The organism is Roseisalinus antarcticus (genome assembly GCF_900172355.1).
Classification (GTDB): Bacteria; Pseudomonadota; Alphaproteobacteria; order Rhodobacterales; family Rhodobacteraceae; genus Oceanicola; species Oceanicola antarcticus_A.
Window position 1 is genome coordinate 250,844 of the sequence record NZ_FWFZ01000001.1, and the last position, 20,607, is coordinate 271,450.

Here is a 20,607-nt window from a genome sequence, read left to right on the forward strand (position 1 = left end):
CTCCCGTTGTCACGCTCAGCCGCCGAGGGTGCGCATGTACTGGTTGTTCAGCCGGTCGAAGTTCTGGTTGTACCAGTTCCAGTCCGGCGTCACGAGATTGGCCACCTTGTCCTCGCCGATATAGAGCGTGTCGGCATAGACCGGCTCCAGCTCGGTCCTGGTGTTGACGGGGGCGAGCCACATCTCTTCGGTCAGCACCTTCTGGACGGGCGGCGACAGGACGTGGTTGACCCAGGCATAGGCCAGGTCCTTTACGCCGGAGCCGGAGGTGACCGAATAGGTCTGTTCCAGCGCGACCGACCCCTCCTCGGGCCAGGCGAAGCCCAGCGGCGTGTCCTGGCCAGTGTATTTCAGGATCCCGGCATCGTCGATCACGGCGATCGCGACCTCTTCGGACAGCATCAGCTGTTCCATCGCCCCGGTGAAATCGGCCAGCCGCATGGGCTTGAGCCGCTCCAGCGCCTCGAACATCGCGTCGATATCGGTGAAGCCGTCGCCGTAGATCTGCCCCAGCATCAGGAAGAACCCCGCACCCAGCGTGTTCTGCATCACGTAGGAGCCACGCCGCCCGGCATAGTCCTCGTTGAACATGTCGGTCCAGGACGTGGGTGGCGCACTGACCAGATCCTTGCGATAGCCCAGCCCCACGGCCGAGTTCAGGAAGGTGATCCCCACAAGCTCGTCCCGTTTGGAGAAGCCGTAGATATCGGCGAGGTTGGGCACGTCGGTCTCTGAATAGCTGTCCTCGACCATGTTCGCATCCAGCGCCTTCCAGTGGTCGTGCGGGTTGGCCAGCAGGATGTCGTAGAACGGCCGGTTCGGGCTGGAGGACAACAGCTTGGGCATGAACGGCCAGCCGGTGTCGATCTCTACCTTGCAGCCGTGAGTTTCCTCGAAACCGGGCACGATGCTGGCCTTGAAGACCTCGTCCCAGGTGCCGCCCCAGCCGGCGATCTTGAGGACCGGGGTCTGCGCCCCGACGATCGAGGGGGCCGCCAGAGAGCCCAGCGCGAAGGCCGCGCCTCCGGACAGGACCTGCCGGCGCGTGGTCGCGGCGCGGATCGATTTGCGGTCAGTCATCTTTGTCTTGCCTCCAGTGTCGTGGCCGCCATCGCGGCACGGGTTGAAAAAGCTGTCAGAGCCGGACGTAGGATTGCAGCCCCATGAGCCGCTCCATCACCAGCACCGCCACGGTCGCCATCACCAACGTGACGAGAGAGGCCGCAGCGATGGTCGGGTCGAAGTTGAAGCGCAGGTAGTTGAACATGTGGATCGGCAGCGTGGTGCTGTTGGGCGCCACGAGGAACAGCGACACCTCGAACTGGTCGAAGCTCACGATGAAGCCGAACATCGCGCCCGCGATCACCCCGGGCTTGATCAGCGGCATGGTCACCTCGCGGAACACCTCCCAGGGGGTCGCGCCCAGCGAGGCGGCCGCATCCTCCAGCGAGCGGTCGAAATCGGTCAGCACGGCGGTGACGGTGCGGATCGTGTAGGGGATCTTCACCGCGATATGGGCGATCAGCAGCGCCCAGAAACCGCGGCCCAGGTCGGTGAGATAGAACATCTGGAAGATCGCGAGCCCGGTCAGGATCGACGGCACCATCAGCGGCGACACGAACAGCGCCGAGAGCGCCCCCGAAAACGGCAGGTTGCCCCGCACCAGCGCCAGCGCCGCCATCGTGCCCAGCGTGGTCGAGACGACGACCGACACGCAGGCCAGCCCCAGCGAAAAGCGCAGCGCTTACATGAACTCGGGCGAGGACAGGAAATCCTCGACCCAGCGCAACGAGAAGCCCGTGGGCGGGAACTGGATATAGGGCGCGTCGTTGAACGCGAAAAGCACGATGAAGACCAGCGGCAGCAGCAGGAACGCCAGGATCAGGGCGATCAGAAGCGACCAGCCGAGGCTGGCCAGACGGCCGATCAGCGGGGCGCCGGTCACGTCCCGCCCCCGCGCCCGACCCGAGACAAGACCCGCCAATAGGCGGCGATCACGCTCATCGACAGGACCAGCAGGGCGAAGCCCAGCGCCGCCGCGAAGCTCGGATTGAAGCTCGACGCGATCTGTTGGTAGATCAGGATCGGCAGGTTCACGAAAGCGAAGCCGCCCATCAGGGTCGGCGTCACGTAGGAACTGATCGTCAGCGCGAAGACCAGCAGCGACCCGGCCAGGATCCCCGGCACCGACAATGGCAGCGTCACCTCGACGAAGGCCCGCAGCCGGGTGGCGCCCAGCGATTGCGCCGCCTGCTCCAGCCGGTCGTCGATCCGGCCGAGAACGCCGACCAGCGTCAGCACCATGAACGGCACGAAGATATGGGTCATGGCGACCACGATGCCGAAGGTGTTGTACATTAGGGGCAACGGCTCGGCGATCAGCCCGGCGCCGGTCAATGTCCGGTTGATCACGCCCTGGTCCGCAAGCAGCGTCATCCAGGCGAAGGTGCGGATCACCATGCCAGTCATCATCGGGCTGAGAACCGCGATCATCAGGATGCTGCGCCAGGCCGCGCTGCGCATCCGCGCCAGTTGCAGCGCCAGCGGATAGGCGATCGCCAGGCTCGCGCCGGTCACGTAGAGGCCGAGCAGGACGGTGCTGCCCACCGCCTCCAGGTAATAGGTGTCCTGCACCATGCGGGTGTAGTTCTCGAGGGTGAAGGTGACCGTGTCGTCCCAGAGCGGGTTGCCGGTCAGAAGGCTGAAGAGCAGCATCACCGCCAGCGGCATGAGAAAGAGCACCGCGAAAAACGCCAGCGCCGGCGAAAGCAGCAGCCACGCGGTCCGTCGGCCGGAGCTTGCGGGGCGGGGGCCGGAGCTTGCGGGGCGGGGGCCGGAGCTTGCGGGGCGGGGGCCGCCGCGCGGCGTATCGTCGAGCGTGATGTCCGCGGTGGTCATGAAACCTCCATGGGGCAGCTTCAGAATCATTTCGACGATAGGTACGGTTTTCGAAAATCCGGGCGCACCGGTGCCCGCCGCCCGAGCGGATATGTCCAGAAAGGCCCTGTCTTGCTGAAAATTTGTGCCTGTTGCCCGGATCAGAGCTTCGAGACAAGCGCTCCGCCATCGACCGCGAGCGTCGTGCCGGTGATGTAGGACCCCGCGTCGTTCGCCAGCAGCAGCAGTGGGGCGGACAGCTCCTCGGGCCGCGCCGGGCGGCCCATGGGCACGCGCTCCAGCGCCGCCTGCCCGCGCCCGGAGGCGAAGAACTCCGCCGACATGTCCGTCGCCACGTAGCCGGGCGCCAGCGCGTTCACCCGGATGTTCTGCGACGCGAGCTCCATGGCCATGACCTCGGTCAGGCGGATCAGCCCGGCCTTCGCGGCGACATAGCCCGGCACCCAATCGCCGCCGCGCAGACCGCTGATCGAGGCGACGTTGACGATGGCCCCGCCCAGTCCGTCCGCCGCCATGGATCGCGCGACCGCCTGCGCCATGAACCAGGCGCCGGTCAGATCGGTGTCCACGACCTGCCGCCAATCCTCCTCGTCCTGCTCCAGCATCGGTTTCGCGACCAGAACGCCCGCGTTGTTCACCAGGATGTCGATGCGCCCAGCGGCGGCGCAGGCCTCGTCGACCGCCGCCCGAACCGCTTGCGCGTCCGTCACATCGACCCGCAGATGCACCGCATCCGGATCCAGCCCCGCATCGTCGCCGCCCCCACCGCTGCGCGACGCCGCGACGATCCGCGCCCCCGCCGCCGCGAGAACCTGCGCGAAGTGCCGCCCCAACCCGCGATTGGCCCCGGTGACCAGCGCCGTCTTTCCCGTGAGATCCATGCCCGGCATCGTTGTTGTCATACCCACGCGCTCCTTCATGGTTTACCCCGGCCCGGCAGCATTGCGCCGGCCCGTTGCGGGGGCCATCCGATCGCGACGCCGGTCCTGATTCCGCGCCGAACCGGCGACCCCGTCGATCCGCCCCCGGACCTTGTTGCCCGGCGGCGGCGGACACGATCCGAACCGGACAGCCCGAGACCGGGACCTGCCGCGGACCCGAACCAGCCCATATCCGACCCCGGAATACCTCCACGGTATCCGTTCCCGGCACGCAAGGCGCCGCACCGAGGCAACCTGTGCCCCGGTCGTCCACAGTGCGACCCGCGGATATCCTGCATGTTATCTTTGCCTGCGCCCCTTGGGCGCAGCCGCGGCTGTTTCCGCACGATTCCGACCGGGAGACCTGACCATCCGCTCGGCCGCCGCGCAAGTCGGCATCGTGCACCGTTTGGCGCCGCAAGGCGCGTTCGCGTCCCTCCGAGAGAGCGCCGGCGCTTCGTGGCGGAACAAGGCCCCGAAACGACGCCTGCCGCGATCCCGGCTTCCTTCGGCGCCAAGGGCTTCGGGGCCAAGGGCACTTTTCTTGGGTTCGAGCGCATCACTCCTGCCGCCAAGCCCGAGGTCGGGAATTCGGAACGAAGAAACCAAAGACCGATCCCTGCACGCCCATGCGCCTTGAAAGCGGGACAGGAGGCCAAGCCCAATGAGCGCGGCCTTCAGGACCTAGTCCGAGCAACAAGCTGCCAGGCACGTCTGGTTCGCCGCCGGTCCCACGGTCAGAGCCCTGGTGTGGCCTGATCTTCGGGGTTTGCCTGAGGTATCACCGCCGGGGCGTTACACCTGCATTCCCACGCCATCCCTGAAAGGGTTCAGACGGTTTCCCGCAGCCATTGAGCCGATTTGGCCTCAAGCCGAAGCAAGCAATTGCCCGGGCGTATCGGACTTGTCAGACGAGTTTCTGGCCAGGTTTGGTCTTCGACGATTGTCTGGCCGGATTTGGTCGTGGGCAGTTGAATGCATCGACCCTCGACAGCCTGGGCAAGGCCGGCGGAGGATCGCCGAGAACCGCAAATTCGCCGAGATCGCCCGACAGGTTGCAAGCCTCATAGGTGGCGGTCCGCCCGCAAGGCACAACGACGACCTTGCCCAGACGGGCAACAGGCCCGTTGTGCCGACCTAACGCTCGTCGACCGCCCGCAGCTCGATTCTTTTCGGATGTCGCCGGGAAACGGCGCGACCTTCGCCTCGCAACAGATTGCAACGCCCCATGGTCTCGCCCAAAGCCCTGTATCCAGCGCAAGGCGCTGCGGATCGCCTCCAACCGGTCAGGCACCGATGGCGAGCCGCTCGGGGCTCATCGACAGGGGTTCGGGATCGCGCAGGACGTAGCCCCTGCCCCAAACCGTCTCGATGTAGTTCTGGCCGCCGGTCGCGGTGCTGAGCTTTTTGCGCAACTTGCAGATGAAGACGTCGATGATCTTGAGCTCGGGTTCGTCCATCCCGCCATAGAGATGGTTGAGGAACATCTCCTTGGTCAGCGTCGTCCCCTTGCGCAGGGAGAGCAGCTCGAACATCTGGTATTCCTTGCCAGTCAGATGCACCGGCTGGCCATCGACCTCGACGGTCTTGGCGTCCAGGTTCACCAGGATGCGACCGGTCTTGATGACCGACTGGGCATGCCCCTTGGAGCGGCGGATGATCGCGTGGATGCGCGCCACCAGCTCCTCGCGGTGAAAGGGCTTGGTCAGGTAGTCGTCGGCCCCGAAGCCGAAGCTCTTGAGCTTGCTCTCGGTCGCCTCTTCGCCGGTCAGCACGAGGATCGGCGTGTCGATCCGTGCCAGGCGCAACTGCCGCAGAACGTCCAGGCCGTTCATGTCCGGCAGGTTCAGATCCAGGAGGATCAAATCGTAGTCGTAGAGCTTCGCAAGATCGATCCCCTCTTCGCCAAGGTCCGTCGCGTAGACGTTGAGGTTGGCGTGCGTCAGCATCAACTCGATACTCTTCGACGTCGTGGGGTCGTCTTCTACCAGCAAGACACGCATCAGGATTCTCCGCTATCTCCGTTCCTGCGCTCAAACTAGGCGCAGAAAGGTTAACCCGCCGTTACCGTGTAGAGCAGTTTTACACTTCTACCTAGGGTTGTCTATACTTTTGCAACGCCGTCGCGCGCAAGGCTGCCTCGCCGTGGGTCGCCACGGCGGTCTCCCATTCCGAGAATTCCTCGTCGGAGAGTGCATAGGTCTCCAGCGCCGCCTCGCGGGTCAGCAGCCCGTAGAGCACCGCCTTGACCACCGCGGCCTTGCGCGACGCGACCCAGCGCACCGTCGTCTCGGGCGGCAGATCCGCCCGGGTCATGATCGTTCCATCCGGCATCTTGACGGAGCGCGGTCCGTCCACCTTTCGCAAGTACATCCTGTGATCCGTCCGTAGCGGCCTGTCCGGACTTGACCCTGCCCCGGCACGCTTAACTGGCGATGAAGCCGGGCCTTGAGAATGCTTCGAGTTTTCTTATATTTCTCTCTCCTGTCTCCGGAGATTCGATGCCCCTCGACCCCGCCCTGAATTCGCTCGGCTTTGCCAAGGCCCCCGCCGAAACCCGTGTCGTGGTCGCGATGTCGGGCGGCGTGGACAGTTCCGTGGTCGCGGCAGAGCTCGCCGCCGAAGGCTACGACGTGGTCGGCGTCACGCTGCAGCTATACGATCACGGCGCGGCGCTGGCGAAAAAGGGCGCATGCTGCGCCGGCCGCGACATCCACGATGCCCGCCGCGTGGCCGAGGCCATGGGCTTTCCGCACTACGTTCTCGACTACGAGAACGTCTTCCGCGACGCGGTGATCGACGAGTTCGCCGACAGTTACCTCGCGGGCGCCACACCGGTGCCCTGCATCCGCTGCAACGAGCGGGTGAAATTCCGTGACCTGCTGGAGACCGCCAAGGACCTGGATGCGGACTGCATGGCGACCGGGCATTACATCCAGCGCAAGATGGGCGCCGCGGGGCCGGAGCTTCACCAGGCCGCGGATACCGCGCGGGATCAATCCTATTTCCTGTTTTCCACCACGCCCGAGCAATTGTCCTACCTGCGGTTTCCCCTTGGCCACCTGCCCTCCAAGGCGGCCACCCGGGATCTGGCCGCGCAACACGGGCTGAGGGTGGCGGACAAGCCCGACAGCCAGGACATTTGCTTCGTGCCCAACGGCAATTACGCCAGCGTGATCGAGAAACTGCGCCCCGGCGCCGCCGATCCCGGCGAGATCGTCCATGCCGACGGCCGCGTTCTGGGCAGCCATCGGGGCGTGATCCACTACACCATCGGACAGCGACGCGGCCTCGGGATCGGCGGGCTGGCGGATCCGCTCTACGTGGTGCGCCTCGACGTGGAGAACCGGCGTGTGATCGTCGGCCCGAAAGAGATGCTGGCGACCCGCACCGTGCCCGTGCGCGAGATCAACTGGCTTGGGGACGGCGACTTCGCCGACGCGACAGAACGCAACATCCTGGTCAAGGTCCGATCCACCCGCCCGCCGACCGAGGCCGTCCTGCGCCCGGTGTCGGAAACCGAGGCGGAGGTAGAGCTGCTGGTCGCGGAAGAAGGCGTATCCCCGGGGCAGGCCTGTGTCTTCTATGCCCCCGAAGGCAGCCGCGTCCTCGGAGGCGGCTGGATCTGGCGTGGCCGCTAGGCGCCCGAATTTTCGCCGAAAATTCGAACCAGATTATTCGCGAATAATCTGTGGCGCCCGGACGGCACCCTGGGGCGACGGTCAAAATGGGTCTGGCGGAAGCCGATGCAGGCTCCTATCGAACTCTCTATGATCTATGCTTCCGCAGACCAGTGGCGCGACGCCGCCTCGAAAAGGGTCCTCTTCTTCGGAATGTCGGGCCTGGGCAAGACCCGGCTGGCCGCCATGCTGCGGGACACGGGCCACTGGTTCCACTACTCGGTCGATTACCGGATCGGCACCCGCTACATGGGCGAGGCCATCGCCGACAACGCCAAGCGCCTGGCCATGCAGGTGCCGCTTCTGCGCGAGCTTCTGCTGTCCGATTCGATCTACATCGGCTCCAACATCACCTTCGAGAACCTCGCCCCGCTGTCGAGCTACCTTGGCAAGCCGGGCAATGCCGCGGCCGGCGGCCTGCCACTGACGGAATATCTCAAGCGTCAGGACCAGCACCGCGAGGCCGAGGTCGCGGCCCTTCTCGACACCGGGCATTTCATCGACCGGGCCGCCGACCTCTATGGCTATCCGCATTTCGTCTGCGATTCCGGCGGCTCGATCTGCGAGGTCGTGGATCCCGCCCGCGCCGACGACCCGGTCCTCCGGCACCTGTCGGAGCGGGTGCTTCTCGTCCATATCGCCGGCTCCGAGGCCCATACCGAGACCCTGATCCAGCGCTTCGACAGGGCGCCGAAGCCGATGTATTACCAGCCCGCCTTCCTGGCCACGGCCTGTGCGGATTACCTGGCGGAGCACGGCCGCCGCGAAGAGGATGTCGATCCCGACGCCTTCATCCGCTGGACCTATGCCCGGGCGCTGGCCCACCGGGCCCCTCTCTATGCCGCGATGGCGCGTTGGGGGGTCACGGTCGAGGCCGCCGACGTGGCCCGTGTGGGATCCGAGGCCGAGGCTGTGGAACTCGTGGCCGACGCCCTGGCGGCGCGGACGCAGGAAGGCTAGGCGCCGCGCGGGCTCACTCGCCGGCGCAATAGCGGACCGCCTGGCCGATCGCGTTGGACGACCCCGCAAGGCTGAACCCCGCAAGCCGCCGCCCGTCGTTGGAATAGATCTCGGCCCGCGCGGCCCCCTGCAGCGCCCGCACGATCACCCCGCTCGGCCGGACGGTGGTCTGCAACTGCCCCTCGTACTCGACGAAGCGGGGCTTCCAGGCCCCCGCCCCCCGCACCCGGATCTCGTAGCGCCCCGGCGCCGTTCCGATCCGGCTGCCCTCGAGCGTGATCAGGGACCGGCCCCCACGGCCGCAGAGATAGCTCAGTCTCTGGTCCGACACGTTGACGACGCGCGCGGAATAGCCGTCGAGATAGGGCGGATCGCTCGCGATGATCCGCTGTGCCTCCCAGCGCGGACCGTTCGCCGTGCGCGAGGACCCCTGCGGCGCGGCCGGCAGGGGCCGGACCCGATCAGTCGGCGCCGCGAACCCGGCGCAGGATGTCTGGACGCATTGGTCATAGGCCGGGTTCGACGCCGGCCCGAAGTTCGACAGGCAGGACCAGACACAGCGCTGCGCCTCGGACACCTCGACCTGCGCCTGCCCCGCCAGCGGCCACAGCAACGCGCAGACCAGACCAATCCATCGCATGACGATCCTCCCCCTTGATCAGAGCGCAACCCTAGCAAGCCCGGTCCGCGCTGTCATGCCCGGCTTGTGCCGGCCTGCCTGCCGCACTAAGTCCGGGGCGCACCAACACGAGACCGTTCCAATGCCGATCAAGCTGCCCGCCACGTTGCCCGCCTATTCCGTCCTCTCTTCCGAGGGCGTGATGGTGATGGACGACGCACTGGCCGCCAGCCAGGACATCCGTCCGCTGCGGATCGCGCTGCTGAACCTGATGCCCAAGAAGATCCAGACCGAGACCCAGTTCGCCCGGCTGATCGGCGCCACGCCGCTGCAGATCGAGTTTCACCTGATCCGCATGACCGAACACAATTCCAAGACCACCGCGGCCGAGCACATGGAGGCGTTCTATCACCCCTTCGCCGAGGTCGAGGCCTCGGGCGCGAAGTTCGACGGGCTCATCATCACGGGCGCACCGATCGAACACATGCCCTTCGACGAGGTCACCTACTGGGAGGAGCTGCGGCGCGTCTTCGACTGGTCCCAGACCCATGTCCATTCGACCTTCGGCGTCTGCTGGGGCGGAATGGCGATGATCAACCATTTCCACGGCGTGAAGAAGCATATCCTCGACGCCAAGGCGTTCGGCCTCTACCGGCACCGGGTCTGCGCCCCCGAAAGCCCCTATCTGCGGGGCTTTTCCGACGATCTGGCCATGCCCGTCTCGCGCTGGACGGAGATGCGGCGCGACGAGATCGAGGGCATCGAGGGCCTGCGCATCCTGATCGACAGCCCGGAAGCCGGGCCCTGCCTGGTCGAGGACCCCGGCCACCGGGCGCTCTATATCTTCAACCACCTGGAATACGACAGCTTCACCCTGAAGGAAGAATACGACCGGGACGTGCTGTCCGGTGGGGCAATCACGCCGCCGCGCAACTATTTCCCGGGTGACGACCCGGCCCAGACGCCGCTCAACCGCTGGCGCAGCCATGCGCACCTGCTCTATGGCAACTGGGTGTCCGAGATCTACCTCACCACGCCCTTCGACATCGGACGGATCGGCGAGGATTCGACCGACCTGCGCAAATGACCGCGGCCGGTCCCGGGCTCGGCGCGCCCCCGGCGCACGCCGCGCGGCCGGCGGTGACAGCTGGTCTGGACCGGGGCCCGGCCCCGGCTACATCCCTGCCATGCTCCTGACCCGCCTCCTCGTCGCTTTCGTGCTGCTGTGCCTTCTGGTCGCAGTGCTGACCCTCTACCGGGCCCATCAGCGCGAACGCGCGGCAGAGGCCGCCTTTCCGCCCGAGGGCCGGATGGTCGAGGTCGCGGGGCTGCGGGTTCATGCGGTCGTCACCGGCACCGGGCCGGACGTCGTGCTGATCCACGGCTCCTCGGGCAACACGCGGGACCTCACCTTCCGCCTGGCCGGGGCGCTGGCGGACCGCTACCGTGTGATCGTCTTCGACCGGCCGGGCCTGGGCTATTCCGACCGGCTCCACGGCGACGATGGGATCGTGGCCCAGGCCTCTACCCTCAGTGCCGCGGCGCAGGCGTTGGGGGCCGAACGGCCGATCGTCATGGGGCAAAGCTATGGCGGGGCCGTCGCCCTGGCCTGGGCCGTGCATTTCCCCGACAGGCTCTCGGCGCTGGTGCCGGTCTCGTCGCCCTCGCAACGCTGGGAGGGGCCGCTGCCCCTGCTCTACAAGGTCACGTCGCACCCGGTGGGCGCCGCCCTGGTCGTGCCGCTGATCACCGCCTGGGTGCCGGACGGCTATGTCCGCGACCAGGTGGAGAGCATCTTTGCCCCGCAATCGATGCCCGAGGGCTATGCCGCCCATGTCGGGGCCCCGCTCACCCTGCGCCGGGTGTCGATGCGCGCCAATGCCGCCCAGCGGGCCACGCTGAAGGACGAGATCACGGCGCTTCGGCCCCGCTACGGCGAGATCGACGTCCCCGTCGAGATCGTGCACGGCACCGCCGACACCACCGTCCCGTTCGGGATCCACGCCGAACCCCTGCGCGATCAGGTCCCCGGCGCACGGCTTACGCCCCTGCCAGGCATCGGCCATGTCCCCCAGAACGTCGCGACCGAGGCCGTGGCCGCCGGCATCGACCGCGCCCATGCCCGTGTGCTGGCCGACAGCGACGCATTGCGCTAGGCGTCCGGCCCCGCGATACTCATGCCACCAGAACGGAGGGCGACATGGACCTGCCATTTGACGGCGCAATCAGCGACTTTCTGGAAAACGACGCGCCCGACGACGTGCGCAAGGCGATCCAGGACGCGGACAAGCACGACATGCTGTCCGAAAGCTATCCCTACGACGAGCGCCTCTCGAAATCCGACTACAAGGACCACATGGAGCCCCTGCAGGAGGAGCTGGTCCGGATGAACGCGGATGTGCAGAAATCGGGCAAGCGCGTGGTCGTGCTGTTCGAGGGGCGCGATGCCGCCGGCAAGGGCGGCACGATCAAGGCGATGACCGAGAACCTCAACCCCCGCGTCGCCCGCGTGGTGGCCCTGCCCAAGCCCTCGGATGTCGAGGCCGGTCAATGGTATTTCCAGCGCTATGTCGAGCAACTGCCCACGGCCGGCGAAATGGTCCTGTTCGACCGGTCCTGGTACAACCGCGGCGTGGTCGAGCATGTCTTCGACTTCTGCACCCCGCGCCAGCGCGAACACTTCTTTCGCCAGCTGCCCGCCTTCGAGGACATGCTGGTCGAAGAGGGCATCCACCTGTTCAAGATCTGGCTCAACGTAGGCCAGGCCGAGCAGCTGCGCCGGTTCCTGAAACGCGAGACGGACCCGCTGAAGCAATGGAAACTGTCCTGGATCGACGTCGAGGGGCTGAAACGCTGGGATGCCTATTCGGAGGCGATCACCGAGACGCTGCGCCGCTCGGACAGCCATGTCGCGCCCTGGACCGTGATCCGCTCGGACGACAAGTCCCGCGCCCGGATCGCGGCGATCCAGACCGTGCTGCACGGCATCGACTACGAGGGCAAGCGGCCGGAGAAGATCGGCCATATCGACCTGAACATCTGCCGCGGCCCCGACATCTGGGATGCCTAAACGCGGGTATCACCATGGCAACCTGCGCCAGGCCCTGGTCGACGCGTCGCTGACGCTGATCGAGACCAAGGGCCCCACCGGGTTCACCCTGTCCGAGGCCGCCAAGCAGGCCGGCGTCACCCCCGCCGCCGTCTATCGCCATTTCGAGGGCCGCGAAGAGCTGATCGCCGAGGCCGCGCTGCAGGGCTACGGCATCTACGCCGACCTGATGGAGCATGCCTATGCCAGCGGGCAGCCTTCGGCGCTGGCCGCGTTCGAGGCGACGGGCCGGGCCTATCTCGCCTTCGCCCGCCGGTTTCCGGGCCATTACGTGGCGATGTTCGAAAGCGGGATCTCGATCCAGCGGACGCCGGACCTGCATGCCGCCGCCACCCGCGCGATGGACGTGCTGGAAAAGGCGGCCGTCGCGCTGTCCGAGCATATTCCGCCCGAAAAGCGCCCGCCGCCGCAGATGGTCTCGGCCCATATCTGGGCGCTGAGCCACGGCGTGGTCGAGCTGTTCGCCCGCGGCAGTCCCGGCACGAAATCGCCCTTTCCGCCCGAGGATCTTCTGGAGACCGGAATCGGCGTCTACCTGCGCGGGCTGGGCCTGGTGGACCCCGACAACTGAACCGGACCCTCGCGCCGCGATCGCGGGCCCGGCCCCCCGGACCGACATCCCCGACTGACGCCCCCGCGCAGCACTCCGCGCCAGTGCCCGTTTGCCCCATTGCCGCGCAGCGACCCGGCGCCTATCACGGCGGAGACACGATCCGGAGACGATCCATGGATGGCACGATCGCCACACTCTTCATCATTGCCGGCCTGACGGACATGGGGCTGAATCATTGCCCCACCACCGGCTGCCTGGCGGAAAACTTCGCGACCCCGCGCCTGGCGTTCCAGACCTCGGCGGTGGAATACCAGACCGACCAGGTCGCCCGGGAGATCTCTCTCAACTATGCGCTCGACCGCAAATACGGGCCGTTCCAGCCGGTGGTCGGCCTGTCGGCCACCGACGATCACAGCGCCTGGATCGGCTTTGGGGTGCGGTCGGATTTTCCGGTGTTCGACACCGGCTTCGTGGTCGAGGGCTCGCTGATGCCCGGCTATTACGCGGCCGGCGACGGGCCGGAGCTGGGCGGCAACCTGCACTTCCGCGGCGCTCTCGGTGTCAGCTATGAGTTCGCGAACCGGATGCGGTTGGGGCTTTACTACGATCACCGCTCGAACGCCGATACCCGCGACGAGAATCCGGGCCTGGAGACCTACGGCCTGCGCGTCTCGATCCCGCTGCGCTAGCTAGCCCGCGAGCAGCACCAGCGAGCGTTCGTCCCAGGCCACCCGCGTGGCGGTACCCACGTCGAGCACGGGCCGCCCGATCAGGTTTTTCATCGAGATGGTCAGCGGCTTCTCGACGCCCTCGATCCTGACGTCGTAATAGGTCATGTCGCCGTAATAGACGACCTCGTCGACCATGCCCCGGACCACCCGCCGATCTGTCGTCTCGCCCTCGAACAGGATCGCCAGAGTCTCGGGGCGGATGCCGATGCTCATGTCGCCCGGCGCCGCGCCTGCGGGGGCCTGTTCGGCCGGCACCGCGCAACGGCCCAGCCCCGCGACCTCGACCTCGATCTGCGCCCCGACCTCCGTGACCCGGCCCCGCAGGAAGTTCATCAGCCCGATGAAGGACGCCACCCGCTTGGAGTTCGGACGGCGATAGAGCGTCTCGGGATCGTCGAGCTGGCCGATCTCGCCCTCGAACATCACCGCGATCCGGTCGGACATGACCAGCGCCTCTTCCTGGTCGTGGGTCACGAGGATGAAGGTGATGCCGACCTGCCGTTGCAGGCGCATCAGCTCCACCTGCATCTGCTCGCGCATCTTCTTGTCGAGCGCCGACAGCGGCTCGTCCAGCAGCAGCACCTTGGGTTCGAGGATCAGCGCCCGGGCCAGCGCGACCCGCTGCCGCTGCCCGCCCGAGAGCGCATGGGCCCGCCGCCCGCCATAGCCGCCAAGCCCCACCATCTCCAGCGCGCGCTCTACCGCCCTCGCCTTCTCGGCCTTGCCGCGCGGGTCCTTGCGCAGGCCGAAGGCCACGTTCTCGCCCACGCTCAGATGCGGGAAGATGGCGTAGGACTGGAACACCATGTTCGTCGGCCGGTGGTTTGCCGAGACCCCGCGCATGTCGCGCCCGTCGATATGCAGGCTGCCCGAGGATGTCTCCTCGAACCCGGCGATGGTGCGCAGCAGCGTGGTCTTGCCGCAGCCCGAGGGGCCCAGCAGCGAAAAGAACTCGCCCTGCCGGATCTTCAGGTCGATCTGCCGCAGCGCGTGGTAGTCGCCGTAGTACTTGTTGACGCCTTGCAGCGTGATGAGATCGGTCACAGGAACCCTCCGGTATCCTTGAGGCCCGCGCGGGCAAGGCCCCGCCGGCGCATGATTTCCGCCAGCGTCAGCAGCAAGATGGACAGCGCCACGAGGATCGTCCCCAGCGCCATGACCACCGGCAGCTTGTCGGGGAACCGCAAGAGCCCCCAGATATAGACCGGCATGGTCGGCGAATTGCCCGACAGGAAGAAGGCGATGATGAACTCGTCGAGGCTGATGGTGAACGAGATCAGCAGGCTGGACACGATGCCGGGGGCCACCAGCGGCAGCGTCACCAGCCGGAACGCGCCCCAGCGCGACTGGCCCAGGTCCATTGCCGCCTCTTCCATCGACCGGTCGAGGTTCTGGAACGCCCCGTTCAGGATCGCGATGCAGAACGGTGTGCAGATCAGCGTATGGGCCAGGATGATCGTCCAGTTGCCCAGGGACAGCCCCATGACCCGCACCACGACCACCAACAGCGAGACCGCCACGATGATCTCGGGCAGCACCAGCGGCAGCATGATGAAGCCGGTGATGCCGCGCTTGCCCGGAAACTCCGCCATCGTGCCAGCTCGCGCGGCGCACATCCCCAGGCAAGTCGCCAGCAGGGCCGAGACCACGGCGATTGTCAGCGAATTGCCGACCGCCTCGTGCAGCGCGGCCGTGGTGGCAAGCTCTCCGAACCATTGGGTGGTGAAGCCCTGCAAGGGAAAGGCGATGATCGAGCCGTCGTTGAAGGCAAAGATCGGCAGCAGCACGATCGGCGCGTAGAGAAAGATCAGGTAGGCGATGGCATAGATGCGCAGGCTCATCGGGACCTCAGCCATTTACGGTTCAACCAGACGAAGGCGAGCGCGATCACGGTCACGCAGATCATGGCGATGATCGCCAGCGCCGCCCCCAGCGGCGCGTTGTTCAGCCGCAGGAACTGGGTCTGGATCATGTTCGCGATCATCAGCCCGTTCGGCCCGCCGACAAGGCGCGGCGTCACGTAATCGCCGATGGTCGGAATGAAGACGATCAGCACCGCCGCCACCACCCCCGGCATCGCCAGCGGCAGGGTCACGCGCAGGAAGGTGGTGACCTTCGATTCTCCCAGGTCCTGGGAGGCTTCCAGCAGCGAGCGGTCGATCTTCTCCAGCGCCACGAAGATCGGCAGGATCGCGAAGGGCGCGAAGGCGTGGGCGAGCGTGATGACCACGGCGTTCGCGTTGTAGAGGATGAAGGTAAGCGGCTCGTCGATCAGCCCCACACCCTGCAACGAGGTGTTCAGAACGCCGTTGTAGCCCAGGATCACCTTCCACAGGAACACCCGGATCAGGTAGCTGGTCCAGAACGGGATCGTGATCAGGAACAGCCACAAGGACTTGCGGCTCGGCTGGACATGGAACGACACGAAATAGGCGATGGGAAAGGCCAGAATGACCGTCACCGCCGTAACCGACCCCGCGATCCACAGAGACCGCCCGATCAGGGTGCGGTAGATCGGCCCGCTCAATGCCTCGCGGTAATTGTCCAGGGTGAAGGCTGTGTCGATGTCCAGGAAGTCCTGGGTCCAGAAGCTGAACAGGACGATCGCGCCCAGCGGCAGCGCCAGCAGCAGGAGCGCATAGACGAACGGCACCGAGATCAGCGCAATCGTGCGGCGCTCCTCGTCGCTGAGCCTGCTGTCCTTGCGCATTCTGCCCCCGTCTGTCCTGACGACAGACTTTCCCTCTGGCGCTGCAAAGATCAATGCCAAATGGCCCGCGGACGCGGGTCACCGGGCCGTGCGGCCGCCGCCTCGCGTCGCTCTGCCCACCAGACGGGCAGGCCGGGAACGGGCGCGGCCGTCAGACAAGCTCCTGAATACTGTCGAAGACCTCCAGCACGGGCGGGCCCGCATAGAGGTCCGACTGGCTGCGCACCCCGCCATGGGCGGCGCGAAAGGCCTCCGATTTCGTCCAGGCCTCGAACGCCGCGCGATCGCGCCACAGGGTGTGCGACGCGTAAAGCCGCACCTCCCCCGAGACAGCGCCCTTGAACAGGTGAAACGACAGGAAACCGTCCACCTCCTTCAGCCGGCTGTCGCGGCCCAGCCAGACCGCTTCAAACGCCTCCTCGCGCCCCACCACCACCTCGAACCGGTTCATTGTCAGACAGGTCATCCGCGCCCTCCATCGCCTGCCCCCAAGAAGACACGCGGGACGGCCCCCGTCCATACCTTGGCTTGAGGCCGGCGGGCGACCCACGTGTCGAACGCCGCGGCCACTTCACCGCGAGCTGCGACGGCGGCCGGGGGCGGAAAAAATCGATTGCCGATGCCAGGGCCGGAAACGATCTCACCGTCCGCGTGAACGGAATGCGGGAGGGCATCCGCGCGAGCGCCCAAGTCCGGATCGAACACCATGCGCACACCGAGGCCGAACGCGGCTTTTTCAGGGGAATGACGACCGAAAGCTCCTAAACGAAGGCCGCGCACGTCGTTCTTCTCAGCGAGGTGTTGCTGAATGCGCCATGCTCTGGACGTGCCCACGCTCCGGACGGGCGGAGGCGAAGTCGTGCCTGATCTCTACCGCGTGCCCTATCTGGCCTGGGTCCATGACGGCACGAACGTGGGCGCCAAGCTGGACCGGTCGAGGAAAGCTCCTGCAGCGCAGGCAGTCGTCCCACCCTGGGACCAATCGGAAGTCGGCTGGCAGGAGAGGAAGCCGGGCCGTTTCCGGCGATTCCGGGTTTTGCAACCGACCTGTCGTCCGACCAGCAGGCGACCAGAGACCGGAGCTGATCCTGCAACGGCCCATCGTCCTGTAGAATCGGCGCCTCCCGCCAAAGGAAATGGCCGCGATGGTTCCCATCGCGGCCATTCTTGATGCAGCCAGTCCTGCGAGCGATGTCCCAAGGCGCGGAATGCGTCGCGCCAAAGGCGCGCCCGTTTCCAATCCGTGGCGCCAAAGGCGCGCCCATTTCCAATCCGTGCGATCGCCCGAAGCGTCAGCGCTTGGAGAACTGGAAGCTCTTGCGGGCCTTGGCGCGGCCGTATTTCTTGCGCTCGACCACGCGGCTGTCGCGGGTCAGGAAGCCTGCGGCCTTCAGCGGCGGACGCAGGGTCGGATCGTAAAGCTGCAGCGCCTTCGAGATGCCGTGCTTGACCGCGCCGGCCTGGCCGGACAGACCGCCGCCCTTGACGGTGGCCATCACGTCGAACTGGCCTTCGACACCCGCAACCTGGAACGGCTGCTTGAGGATCATCTGCAGCACCGGGCGGGCGAAGTAGACGTTGATCTCGCGGCCGTTGATGGTGACCTTGCCCGACCCGGGCTTGATCCAGACGCGGGCGACCGCGTCCTTCCGCTTGCCGGTGGCATAGGACCGGCCAAGCGAATCGCGGACCGGCTCCCGCGGGGTTTCGGGCTCGGGGGCGACGGTGCCTTCGGCGATCTCGCCGAGCTCTTCGAGGGAAGTGACTTGATCGGCCATTACGCGGTCCTCGTGTTCTTCTTGTTCATGGACTTGACGTCCAGAACTTCGGGCTTCTGCGCGTCCATGCCATGCTCGGCGCCGGCGAATACGCGCAGGTGGGTCATCTGGGTGCGCGACAGGCGGTTGCCCGGCAGCATCCGCTTGACCGCCTGCATGACCACGCGCTCGGGGTGCTTGCCCTCGAGGATCTGGCCCGTGGTGCGCGACTTGATGCCGCCCGGATAGCCGGTGTGCCAGTAGTTCGGCTTGTCGCGCTTGTTGCCGGTCAGCTGCACCTTGTCGGCGTTGATGACGATGACGTTGTCGCCCATGTCCATATGCGGCGTGAACGACGGCTTGTGCTTGCCGCGCAGACGCGTGGCGACGATCGAGGCGAGACGGCCCAGAACGACGCCTTCGGCGTCGATCAGGATCCATTTCTTGTCGATATCCGCCGGGGTAGCGGTAAAGGTTTTCATTGCTCGGTCCTGAGTATTGTTGCGCCAGCCCGGATCGGGACGGCGCGGGTCATTCGGATGGGCGGGTTATATAGATGCGCCGCCGCCCGTCAAGGACCATGACCATCATTAAAACAAGCCTTATCAATGTCTTGAAATATAGGTATCATTTTACCCCACACCACTGCCGCTTTCCGGACCCACCTCGCGCAGCCCCCGGCCCTCGGGCGGGATCGCATAGGTCATCGAGGCGCGCGCCACCGCGCCCGCCGCGTCGCCCGACCGGATCAGCACGTCGCCCACGGCCAGCAGCCGCCCCAGCTTCAGGATCCGCGCCTCGGCCACGAGCGGCGCTCCGGCCTCGGGCTTGCGCATGAAATCGATGGCGCTGCCGGTGGTCACGGCCAGCGCCTGCGGGCCGATCATCGCGAGCAGCGCGAGATAGAACGCAACGTCCGCCAGCCCGAACATCGCCGGCCCCGAGACCGTCCCGCCCGGCCGCAGGTGCCTGTCGCTGACGTCAAGCCGCAGGTCCAGCGCCATGGGCGCCACGCGCAGGATCGTGTGATCCCCGGCGGCCTGCGGGAATTCGTCCGCCAGAAACGCCTCCAGCGCCGCCTTGTCCATCATGATATCCGCCACCCGGCTCGCCTCCGTCCGTTGTCCCGCGTCACCCCGGGCCCCGATGCTCCGGGGCGACTCCCGCGGATACCAGCCGCGGCGGGAAATCCGCGCCCCGATGCAAGACGCCGGATCCACCGCCCGCGTCAAGGCCCCTGCCCGCCCAGACTAAATTCGGCCAGCCCCAATTCGGCCAGCCCCAATTCGCCCAGACCCCGTTCGCCCGCCGAGCCCGCACCGGTCCCGCACCAGACCCCCACCCCCGGGTTTCGCCGGGCACCGGCGCGATCCCCCTTGCGCCCGGGCGCGGGCCGGTCGACAAACCATGCCGCAGCCAGACCGCCAGGAGAGCCGAAGATGTCCCGTACCGCACAGACCTTCGCGCCGCCCGTGATGGAGGCGCGCCGCTGGATCACCGGCCTCGAATTTCCGGCGGACCGGCCCCTGATCAACGTGAGCCAGGCCGCGCCGGTCGACCCGCCGCCGCCGCCGCTGCTGGCCGAGATGGCCCGGCTGGTGACCGAGGTGCCCGAGACCCATCTCTACGGCCCGGTCCTCGGCCTCGGGCCCCTGCGCGAAGAGATCGCGCAGCAATGGTCCGAGGCCTATGGCGGCAGCGTGGCGCCATCGCAGGTCGCCATCACCGCGGGCTGCAACCAGGCCTTCGCGGCGGCAGTGTCGACCCTGTGCGACGAGGGCGACGAGGTGATCCTGCCCGTGCCCTATTATTTCAACCACGCCATGTGGCTGCAGATGGAAGGCGTCCGCGCGGTGCCGCTGCAGACCCATGCCGGCCTGCTGCCCGACGCCGATGAGGCCGCCGCCCTGATCGGCCCGCGCACCCGCGCCATTGCACTGGTCACGCCGAACAACCCCGGCGGCGTGGAATACCCCGCCGCGCTGGTCCGCGCCTTCTTCGACCTGGCGCGGGCGCGGGGCATCGCGCTGATCGTGGACGAGACCTACCGCGACTTCGACAGCCGCGCCGCCCCGGTCCATGACCTCTTCGGCGAGGCCGACTGGGACGACACGCTGATCCACCTCTATTCCTTCTCCAAGACCTACCGCCTGACCGGCCACCGGGTGGGCGCGATGCTGTCCTCGCCCGCGCGGCTCGCCGAGGCGGAGAAATTCCTCGACACGGTCGCCATCTGCGCCCCGCAGCTGGGCCAGCACGCGGCGCTCTGGGGGATGCGCAACCTGACCCGATGGAAGGCGGGCGAGCGGGCCGAGATCCTCGACCGCCGCGCCGCGCTGGAAGAGGGGATCGCCACCCTCGACGGCTGGGACCTGCTGGGCTGCGGCGCCTATTTCGCCTATGTCCAGCATCCGTTCGACCTGCCCTCGAACACCGCCGCCGAGCGGCTGGTGACCGAGGCCGGCGTGCTGATGCTGCCCGGCACCATGTTCCGCCCCGAGGGCGACGCAAGCGCCGCCCGCGAGTTGCGGATTGCCTTCGCCAATGTCGACCGCGCCGGTATCGCCACGTTGATGGACCGGCTGCGCGCCGCGCGGCTGCGCTAGATCGCGCGGGTCCGCCGCCGCCTCTCTCTCTTGAACCCGGGCGCTGCGGGCCCTAGACAACGAG

General features: G+C 66.9%; 23 protein-coding genes. 8 read left to right on the forward strand and 15 right to left on the reverse strand.

Annotated elements, in window-relative coordinates:
• Nucleotides 1–15: 15 nt before the first annotated feature.
• The 7 genes from ROA7023_RS01175 to sciP form a co-directional block, all read right to left on the reverse strand.
• Nucleotides 16–1,080, reverse strand: a complete 1,065-nt coding sequence (locus tag ROA7023_RS01175) for an ABC transporter substrate-binding protein (protein WP_085877163.1) — start codon at nt 1,078–1,080, stop codon at nt 16–18.
• Nucleotides 1,081–1,135: 55 nt separating this feature from the next.
• Entirely contained in the window at nt 1,136–1,714 is a 579-nt protein-coding gene (locus ROA7023_RS01180) for an ABC transporter permease (RefSeq protein ID WP_085877164.1), read from the reverse strand.
• Between the two features lie 30 nt (nt 1,715–1,744).
• The gene (locus ROA7023_RS01185) at nt 1,745–1,945 is read right to left on the reverse strand and encodes a hypothetical protein (protein ID WP_085877165.1); all 201 of its coding nucleotides are present in this window, start codon (nt 1,943–1,945) and stop codon (nt 1,745–1,747) included.
• Nucleotides 1,942–2,898, reverse strand: coding sequence for an ABC transporter permease (locus ROA7023_RS01190; protein ID WP_143535406.1), 957 nt, complete (start codon nt 2,896–2,898; stop codon nt 1,942–1,944). The genes ROA7023_RS01185 and ROA7023_RS01190 overlap by 4 nt, the downstream gene beginning before the upstream one ends.
• A gap of 140 nt (nt 2,899–3,038) precedes the next feature.
• Nucleotides 3,039–3,800: an SDR family NAD(P)-dependent oxidoreductase gene (locus ROA7023_RS01195; protein ID WP_085877166.1), complete on the reverse strand. Its 762-nt coding sequence runs from the start codon at nt 3,798–3,800 to the stop codon at nt 3,039–3,041.
• 1,304 nt (nt 3,801–5,104) lie between these two features.
• A complete protein-coding gene (gene ctrA, locus ROA7023_RS01200; RefSeq protein ID WP_085877167.1) occupies nt 5,105–5,821 on the reverse strand; it encodes a response regulator transcription factor CtrA in 717 nt (238 codons plus the stop codon).
• A gap of 91 nt (nt 5,822–5,912) precedes the next feature.
• Nucleotides 5,913–6,191 (reverse strand): CtrA inhibitor SciP, encoded by a 279-nt coding sequence (gene sciP / locus ROA7023_RS01205; protein WP_085877168.1) that lies wholly within the window; start codon nt 6,189–6,191, stop codon nt 5,913–5,915.
• A 128-nt stretch (nt 6,192–6,319) separates the two neighbouring features.
• On the opposite strand from sciP, the gene mnmA reads away from it, so the two are divergent.
• Nucleotides 6,320–7,459, forward strand: a complete 1,140-nt coding sequence (mnmA, locus tag ROA7023_RS01210) for a tRNA 2-thiouridine(34) synthase MnmA (protein ID WP_085877169.1) — start codon at nt 6,320–6,322, stop codon at nt 7,457–7,459.
• A gap of 129 nt (nt 7,460–7,588) precedes the next feature.
• Nucleotides 7,589–8,458: an ATPase gene (locus ROA7023_RS01215; protein WP_085877170.1), complete on the forward strand. Its 870-nt coding sequence runs from the start codon at nt 7,589–7,591 to the stop codon at nt 8,456–8,458.
• Nucleotides 8,459–8,471: 13 nt separating this feature from the next.
• Here the strand turns inward: ROA7023_RS01215 and ROA7023_RS01220 are convergent, their stop codons facing one another.
• Nucleotides 8,472–9,098 (reverse strand): hypothetical protein, encoded by a 627-nt coding sequence (locus ROA7023_RS01220; RefSeq protein ID WP_085877171.1) that lies wholly within the window; start codon nt 9,096–9,098, stop codon nt 8,472–8,474.
• Nucleotides 9,099–9,219: 121 nt separating this feature from the next.
• Here ROA7023_RS01220 and ROA7023_RS01225 point away from each other — a divergent pair, with 121 nt between their 5' ends.
• The 5 genes from ROA7023_RS01225 (at nt 9,220) to ROA7023_RS01245 (ending at nt 13,428) form a co-directional block, all read left to right on the forward strand.
• Nucleotides 9,220–10,164 carry a homoserine O-succinyltransferase gene (locus ROA7023_RS01225; RefSeq protein WP_085877172.1) on the forward strand — a complete coding sequence of 315 codons (945 nt, stop codon included), beginning with the start codon at nt 9,220–9,222 and terminating at the stop codon, nt 10,162–10,164.
• Between the two features lie 100 nt (nt 10,165–10,264).
• Nucleotides 10,265–11,233, forward strand: a complete 969-nt coding sequence (locus ROA7023_RS01230) for an alpha/beta fold hydrolase (RefSeq protein WP_085877173.1) — start codon at nt 10,265–10,267, stop codon at nt 11,231–11,233.
• A 44-nt stretch (nt 11,234–11,277) separates the two neighbouring features.
• Nucleotides 11,278–12,147, forward strand: a complete 870-nt coding sequence (ppk2, locus tag ROA7023_RS01235) for a polyphosphate kinase 2 (protein ID WP_085877174.1) — start codon at nt 11,278–11,280, stop codon at nt 12,145–12,147.
• The gene (locus ROA7023_RS01240) at nt 12,140–12,757 is read left to right on the forward strand and encodes a TetR/AcrR family transcriptional regulator (RefSeq protein ID WP_085877175.1); all 618 of its coding nucleotides are present in this window, start codon (nt 12,140–12,142) and stop codon (nt 12,755–12,757) included. The genes ppk2 and ROA7023_RS01240 overlap by 8 nt, the downstream gene beginning before the upstream one ends.
• Nucleotides 12,758–12,912: 155 nt before the next feature.
• The gene (locus ROA7023_RS01245; protein ID WP_085877176.1) at nt 12,913–13,428 is read left to right on the forward strand and encodes an acyloxyacyl hydrolase; all 516 of its coding nucleotides are present in this window, start codon (nt 12,913–12,915) and stop codon (nt 13,426–13,428) included.
• On the opposite strand, the gene ROA7023_RS01250 is transcribed toward ROA7023_RS01245, so the two are convergent.
• From ROA7023_RS01250 to ROA7023_RS01285, 7 genes are all read right to left on the reverse strand, one after another.
• Nucleotides 13,429–14,514 (reverse strand): ABC transporter ATP-binding protein, encoded by a 1,086-nt coding sequence (locus ROA7023_RS01250; protein ID WP_085877177.1) that lies wholly within the window; start codon nt 14,512–14,514, stop codon nt 13,429–13,431. It lies immediately after the preceding gene.
• On the reverse strand, nt 14,511–15,311 hold the full coding sequence (locus tag ROA7023_RS01255; protein WP_085877178.1) for an ABC transporter permease: 801 nt from the start codon (nt 15,309–15,311) through the stop codon (nt 14,511–14,513). The genes ROA7023_RS01250 and ROA7023_RS01255 overlap by 4 nt, the downstream gene beginning before the upstream one ends.
• Complete coding sequence (locus tag ROA7023_RS01260) at nt 15,308–16,180, reverse strand: ABC transporter permease (protein ID WP_085877179.1); 873 nt, start codon at nt 16,178–16,180, stop codon at nt 15,308–15,310. Before ROA7023_RS01260 ends, ROA7023_RS01255 begins: the two co-directional genes overlap by 4 nt.
• 151 nt (nt 16,181–16,331) lie before the next feature.
• Complete coding sequence (gene hmuQ, locus ROA7023_RS01265; RefSeq protein ID WP_085877180.1) at nt 16,332–16,646, reverse strand: heme-degrading protein HmuQ; 315 nt, start codon at nt 16,644–16,646, stop codon at nt 16,332–16,334.
• A gap of 826 nt (nt 16,647–17,472) precedes the next feature.
• Entirely contained in the window at nt 17,473–17,958 is a 486-nt protein-coding gene (gene rpsI / locus ROA7023_RS01275) for a 30S ribosomal protein S9 (RefSeq protein ID WP_085877182.1), read from the reverse strand.
• Nucleotides 17,958–18,419 (reverse strand): 50S ribosomal protein L13, encoded by a 462-nt coding sequence (gene rplM / locus ROA7023_RS01280; protein WP_085877183.1) that lies wholly within the window; start codon nt 18,417–18,419, stop codon nt 17,958–17,960. Before rplM ends, rpsI begins: the two co-directional genes overlap by 1 nt.
• Before the next feature lie 150 nt (nt 18,420–18,569).
• Nucleotides 18,570–19,025 (reverse strand): PaaI family thioesterase, encoded by a 456-nt coding sequence (locus tag ROA7023_RS01285; RefSeq protein WP_085877432.1) that lies wholly within the window; start codon nt 19,023–19,025, stop codon nt 18,570–18,572.
• 351 nt (nt 19,026–19,376) lie between these two features.
• Between ROA7023_RS01285 and ROA7023_RS01290 the strand changes: the two genes are divergently transcribed.
• Nucleotides 19,377–20,543 (forward strand): aminotransferase, encoded by a 1,167-nt coding sequence (locus tag ROA7023_RS01290; RefSeq protein ID WP_085877184.1) that lies wholly within the window; start codon nt 19,377–19,379, stop codon nt 20,541–20,543.
• The last annotated feature ends 64 nt before the right edge of the window (nt 20,544–20,607 follow it).

Coding starts and splice junctions, on each gene's coding strand:
- ROA7023_RS01175 (WP_085877163.1), bottom strand. CDS start 1,080: ATGACTGACCGCAAATCGATCCGCGCCGCGACCACGCGCCGGCAGGTC.
- ROA7023_RS01190 (WP_143535406.1), bottom strand. CDS start 2,898: ATGACCACCGCGGACATCACGCTCGACGATACGCCGCGCGGCGGCCCC.
- ROA7023_RS01195 (WP_085877166.1), bottom strand. CDS start 3,800: ATGACAACAACGATGCCGGGCATGGATCTCACGGGAAAGACGGCGCTG.
- ctrA (WP_085877167.1), bottom strand. CDS start 5,821: ATGCGTGTCTTGCTGGTAGAAGACGACCCCACGACGTCGAAGAGTATC.
- sciP (WP_085877168.1), bottom strand. CDS start 6,191: ATGTACTTGCGAAAGGTGGACGGACCGCGCTCCGTCAAGATGCCGGAT.
- mnmA (WP_085877169.1), top strand. CDS start 6,320: ATGCCCCTCGACCCCGCCCTGAATTCGCTCGGCTTTGCCAAGGCCCCC.
- ROA7023_RS01215 (WP_085877170.1), top strand. CDS start 7,589: ATGATCTATGCTTCCGCAGACCAGTGGCGCGACGCCGCCTCGAAAAGG.
- ROA7023_RS01220 (WP_085877171.1), bottom strand. CDS start 9,098: ATGCGATGGATTGGTCTGGTCTGCGCGTTGCTGTGGCCGCTGGCGGGG.
- ROA7023_RS01225 (WP_085877172.1), top strand. CDS start 9,220: ATGCCGATCAAGCTGCCCGCCACGTTGCCCGCCTATTCCGTCCTCTCT.
- ROA7023_RS01230 (WP_085877173.1), top strand. CDS start 10,265: ATGCTCCTGACCCGCCTCCTCGTCGCTTTCGTGCTGCTGTGCCTTCTG.
- ppk2 (WP_085877174.1), top strand. CDS start 11,278: ATGGACCTGCCATTTGACGGCGCAATCAGCGACTTTCTGGAAAACGAC.
- ROA7023_RS01240 (WP_085877175.1), top strand. CDS start 12,140: ATGCCTAAACGCGGGTATCACCATGGCAACCTGCGCCAGGCCCTGGTC.
- ROA7023_RS01245 (WP_085877176.1), top strand. CDS start 12,913: ATGGATGGCACGATCGCCACACTCTTCATCATTGCCGGCCTGACGGAC.
- ROA7023_RS01255 (WP_085877178.1), bottom strand. CDS start 15,311: ATGAGCCTGCGCATCTATGCCATCGCCTACCTGATCTTTCTCTACGCG.
- ROA7023_RS01260 (WP_085877179.1), bottom strand. CDS start 16,180: ATGCGCAAGGACAGCAGGCTCAGCGACGAGGAGCGCCGCACGATTGCG.
- hmuQ (WP_085877180.1), bottom strand. CDS start 16,646: ATGACCTGTCTGACAATGAACCGGTTCGAGGTGGTGGTGGGGCGCGAG.
- rpsI (WP_085877182.1), bottom strand. CDS start 17,958: ATGGCCGATCAAGTCACTTCCCTCGAAGAGCTCGGCGAGATCGCCGAA.
- rplM (WP_085877183.1), bottom strand. CDS start 18,419: ATGAAAACCTTTACCGCTACCCCGGCGGATATCGACAAGAAATGGATC.
- ROA7023_RS01285 (WP_085877432.1), bottom strand. CDS start 19,025: ATGGACAAGGCGGCGCTGGAGGCGTTTCTGGCGGACGAATTCCCGCAG.
- ROA7023_RS01290 (WP_085877184.1), top strand. CDS start 19,377: ATGTCCCGTACCGCACAGACCTTCGCGCCGCCCGTGATGGAGGCGCGC.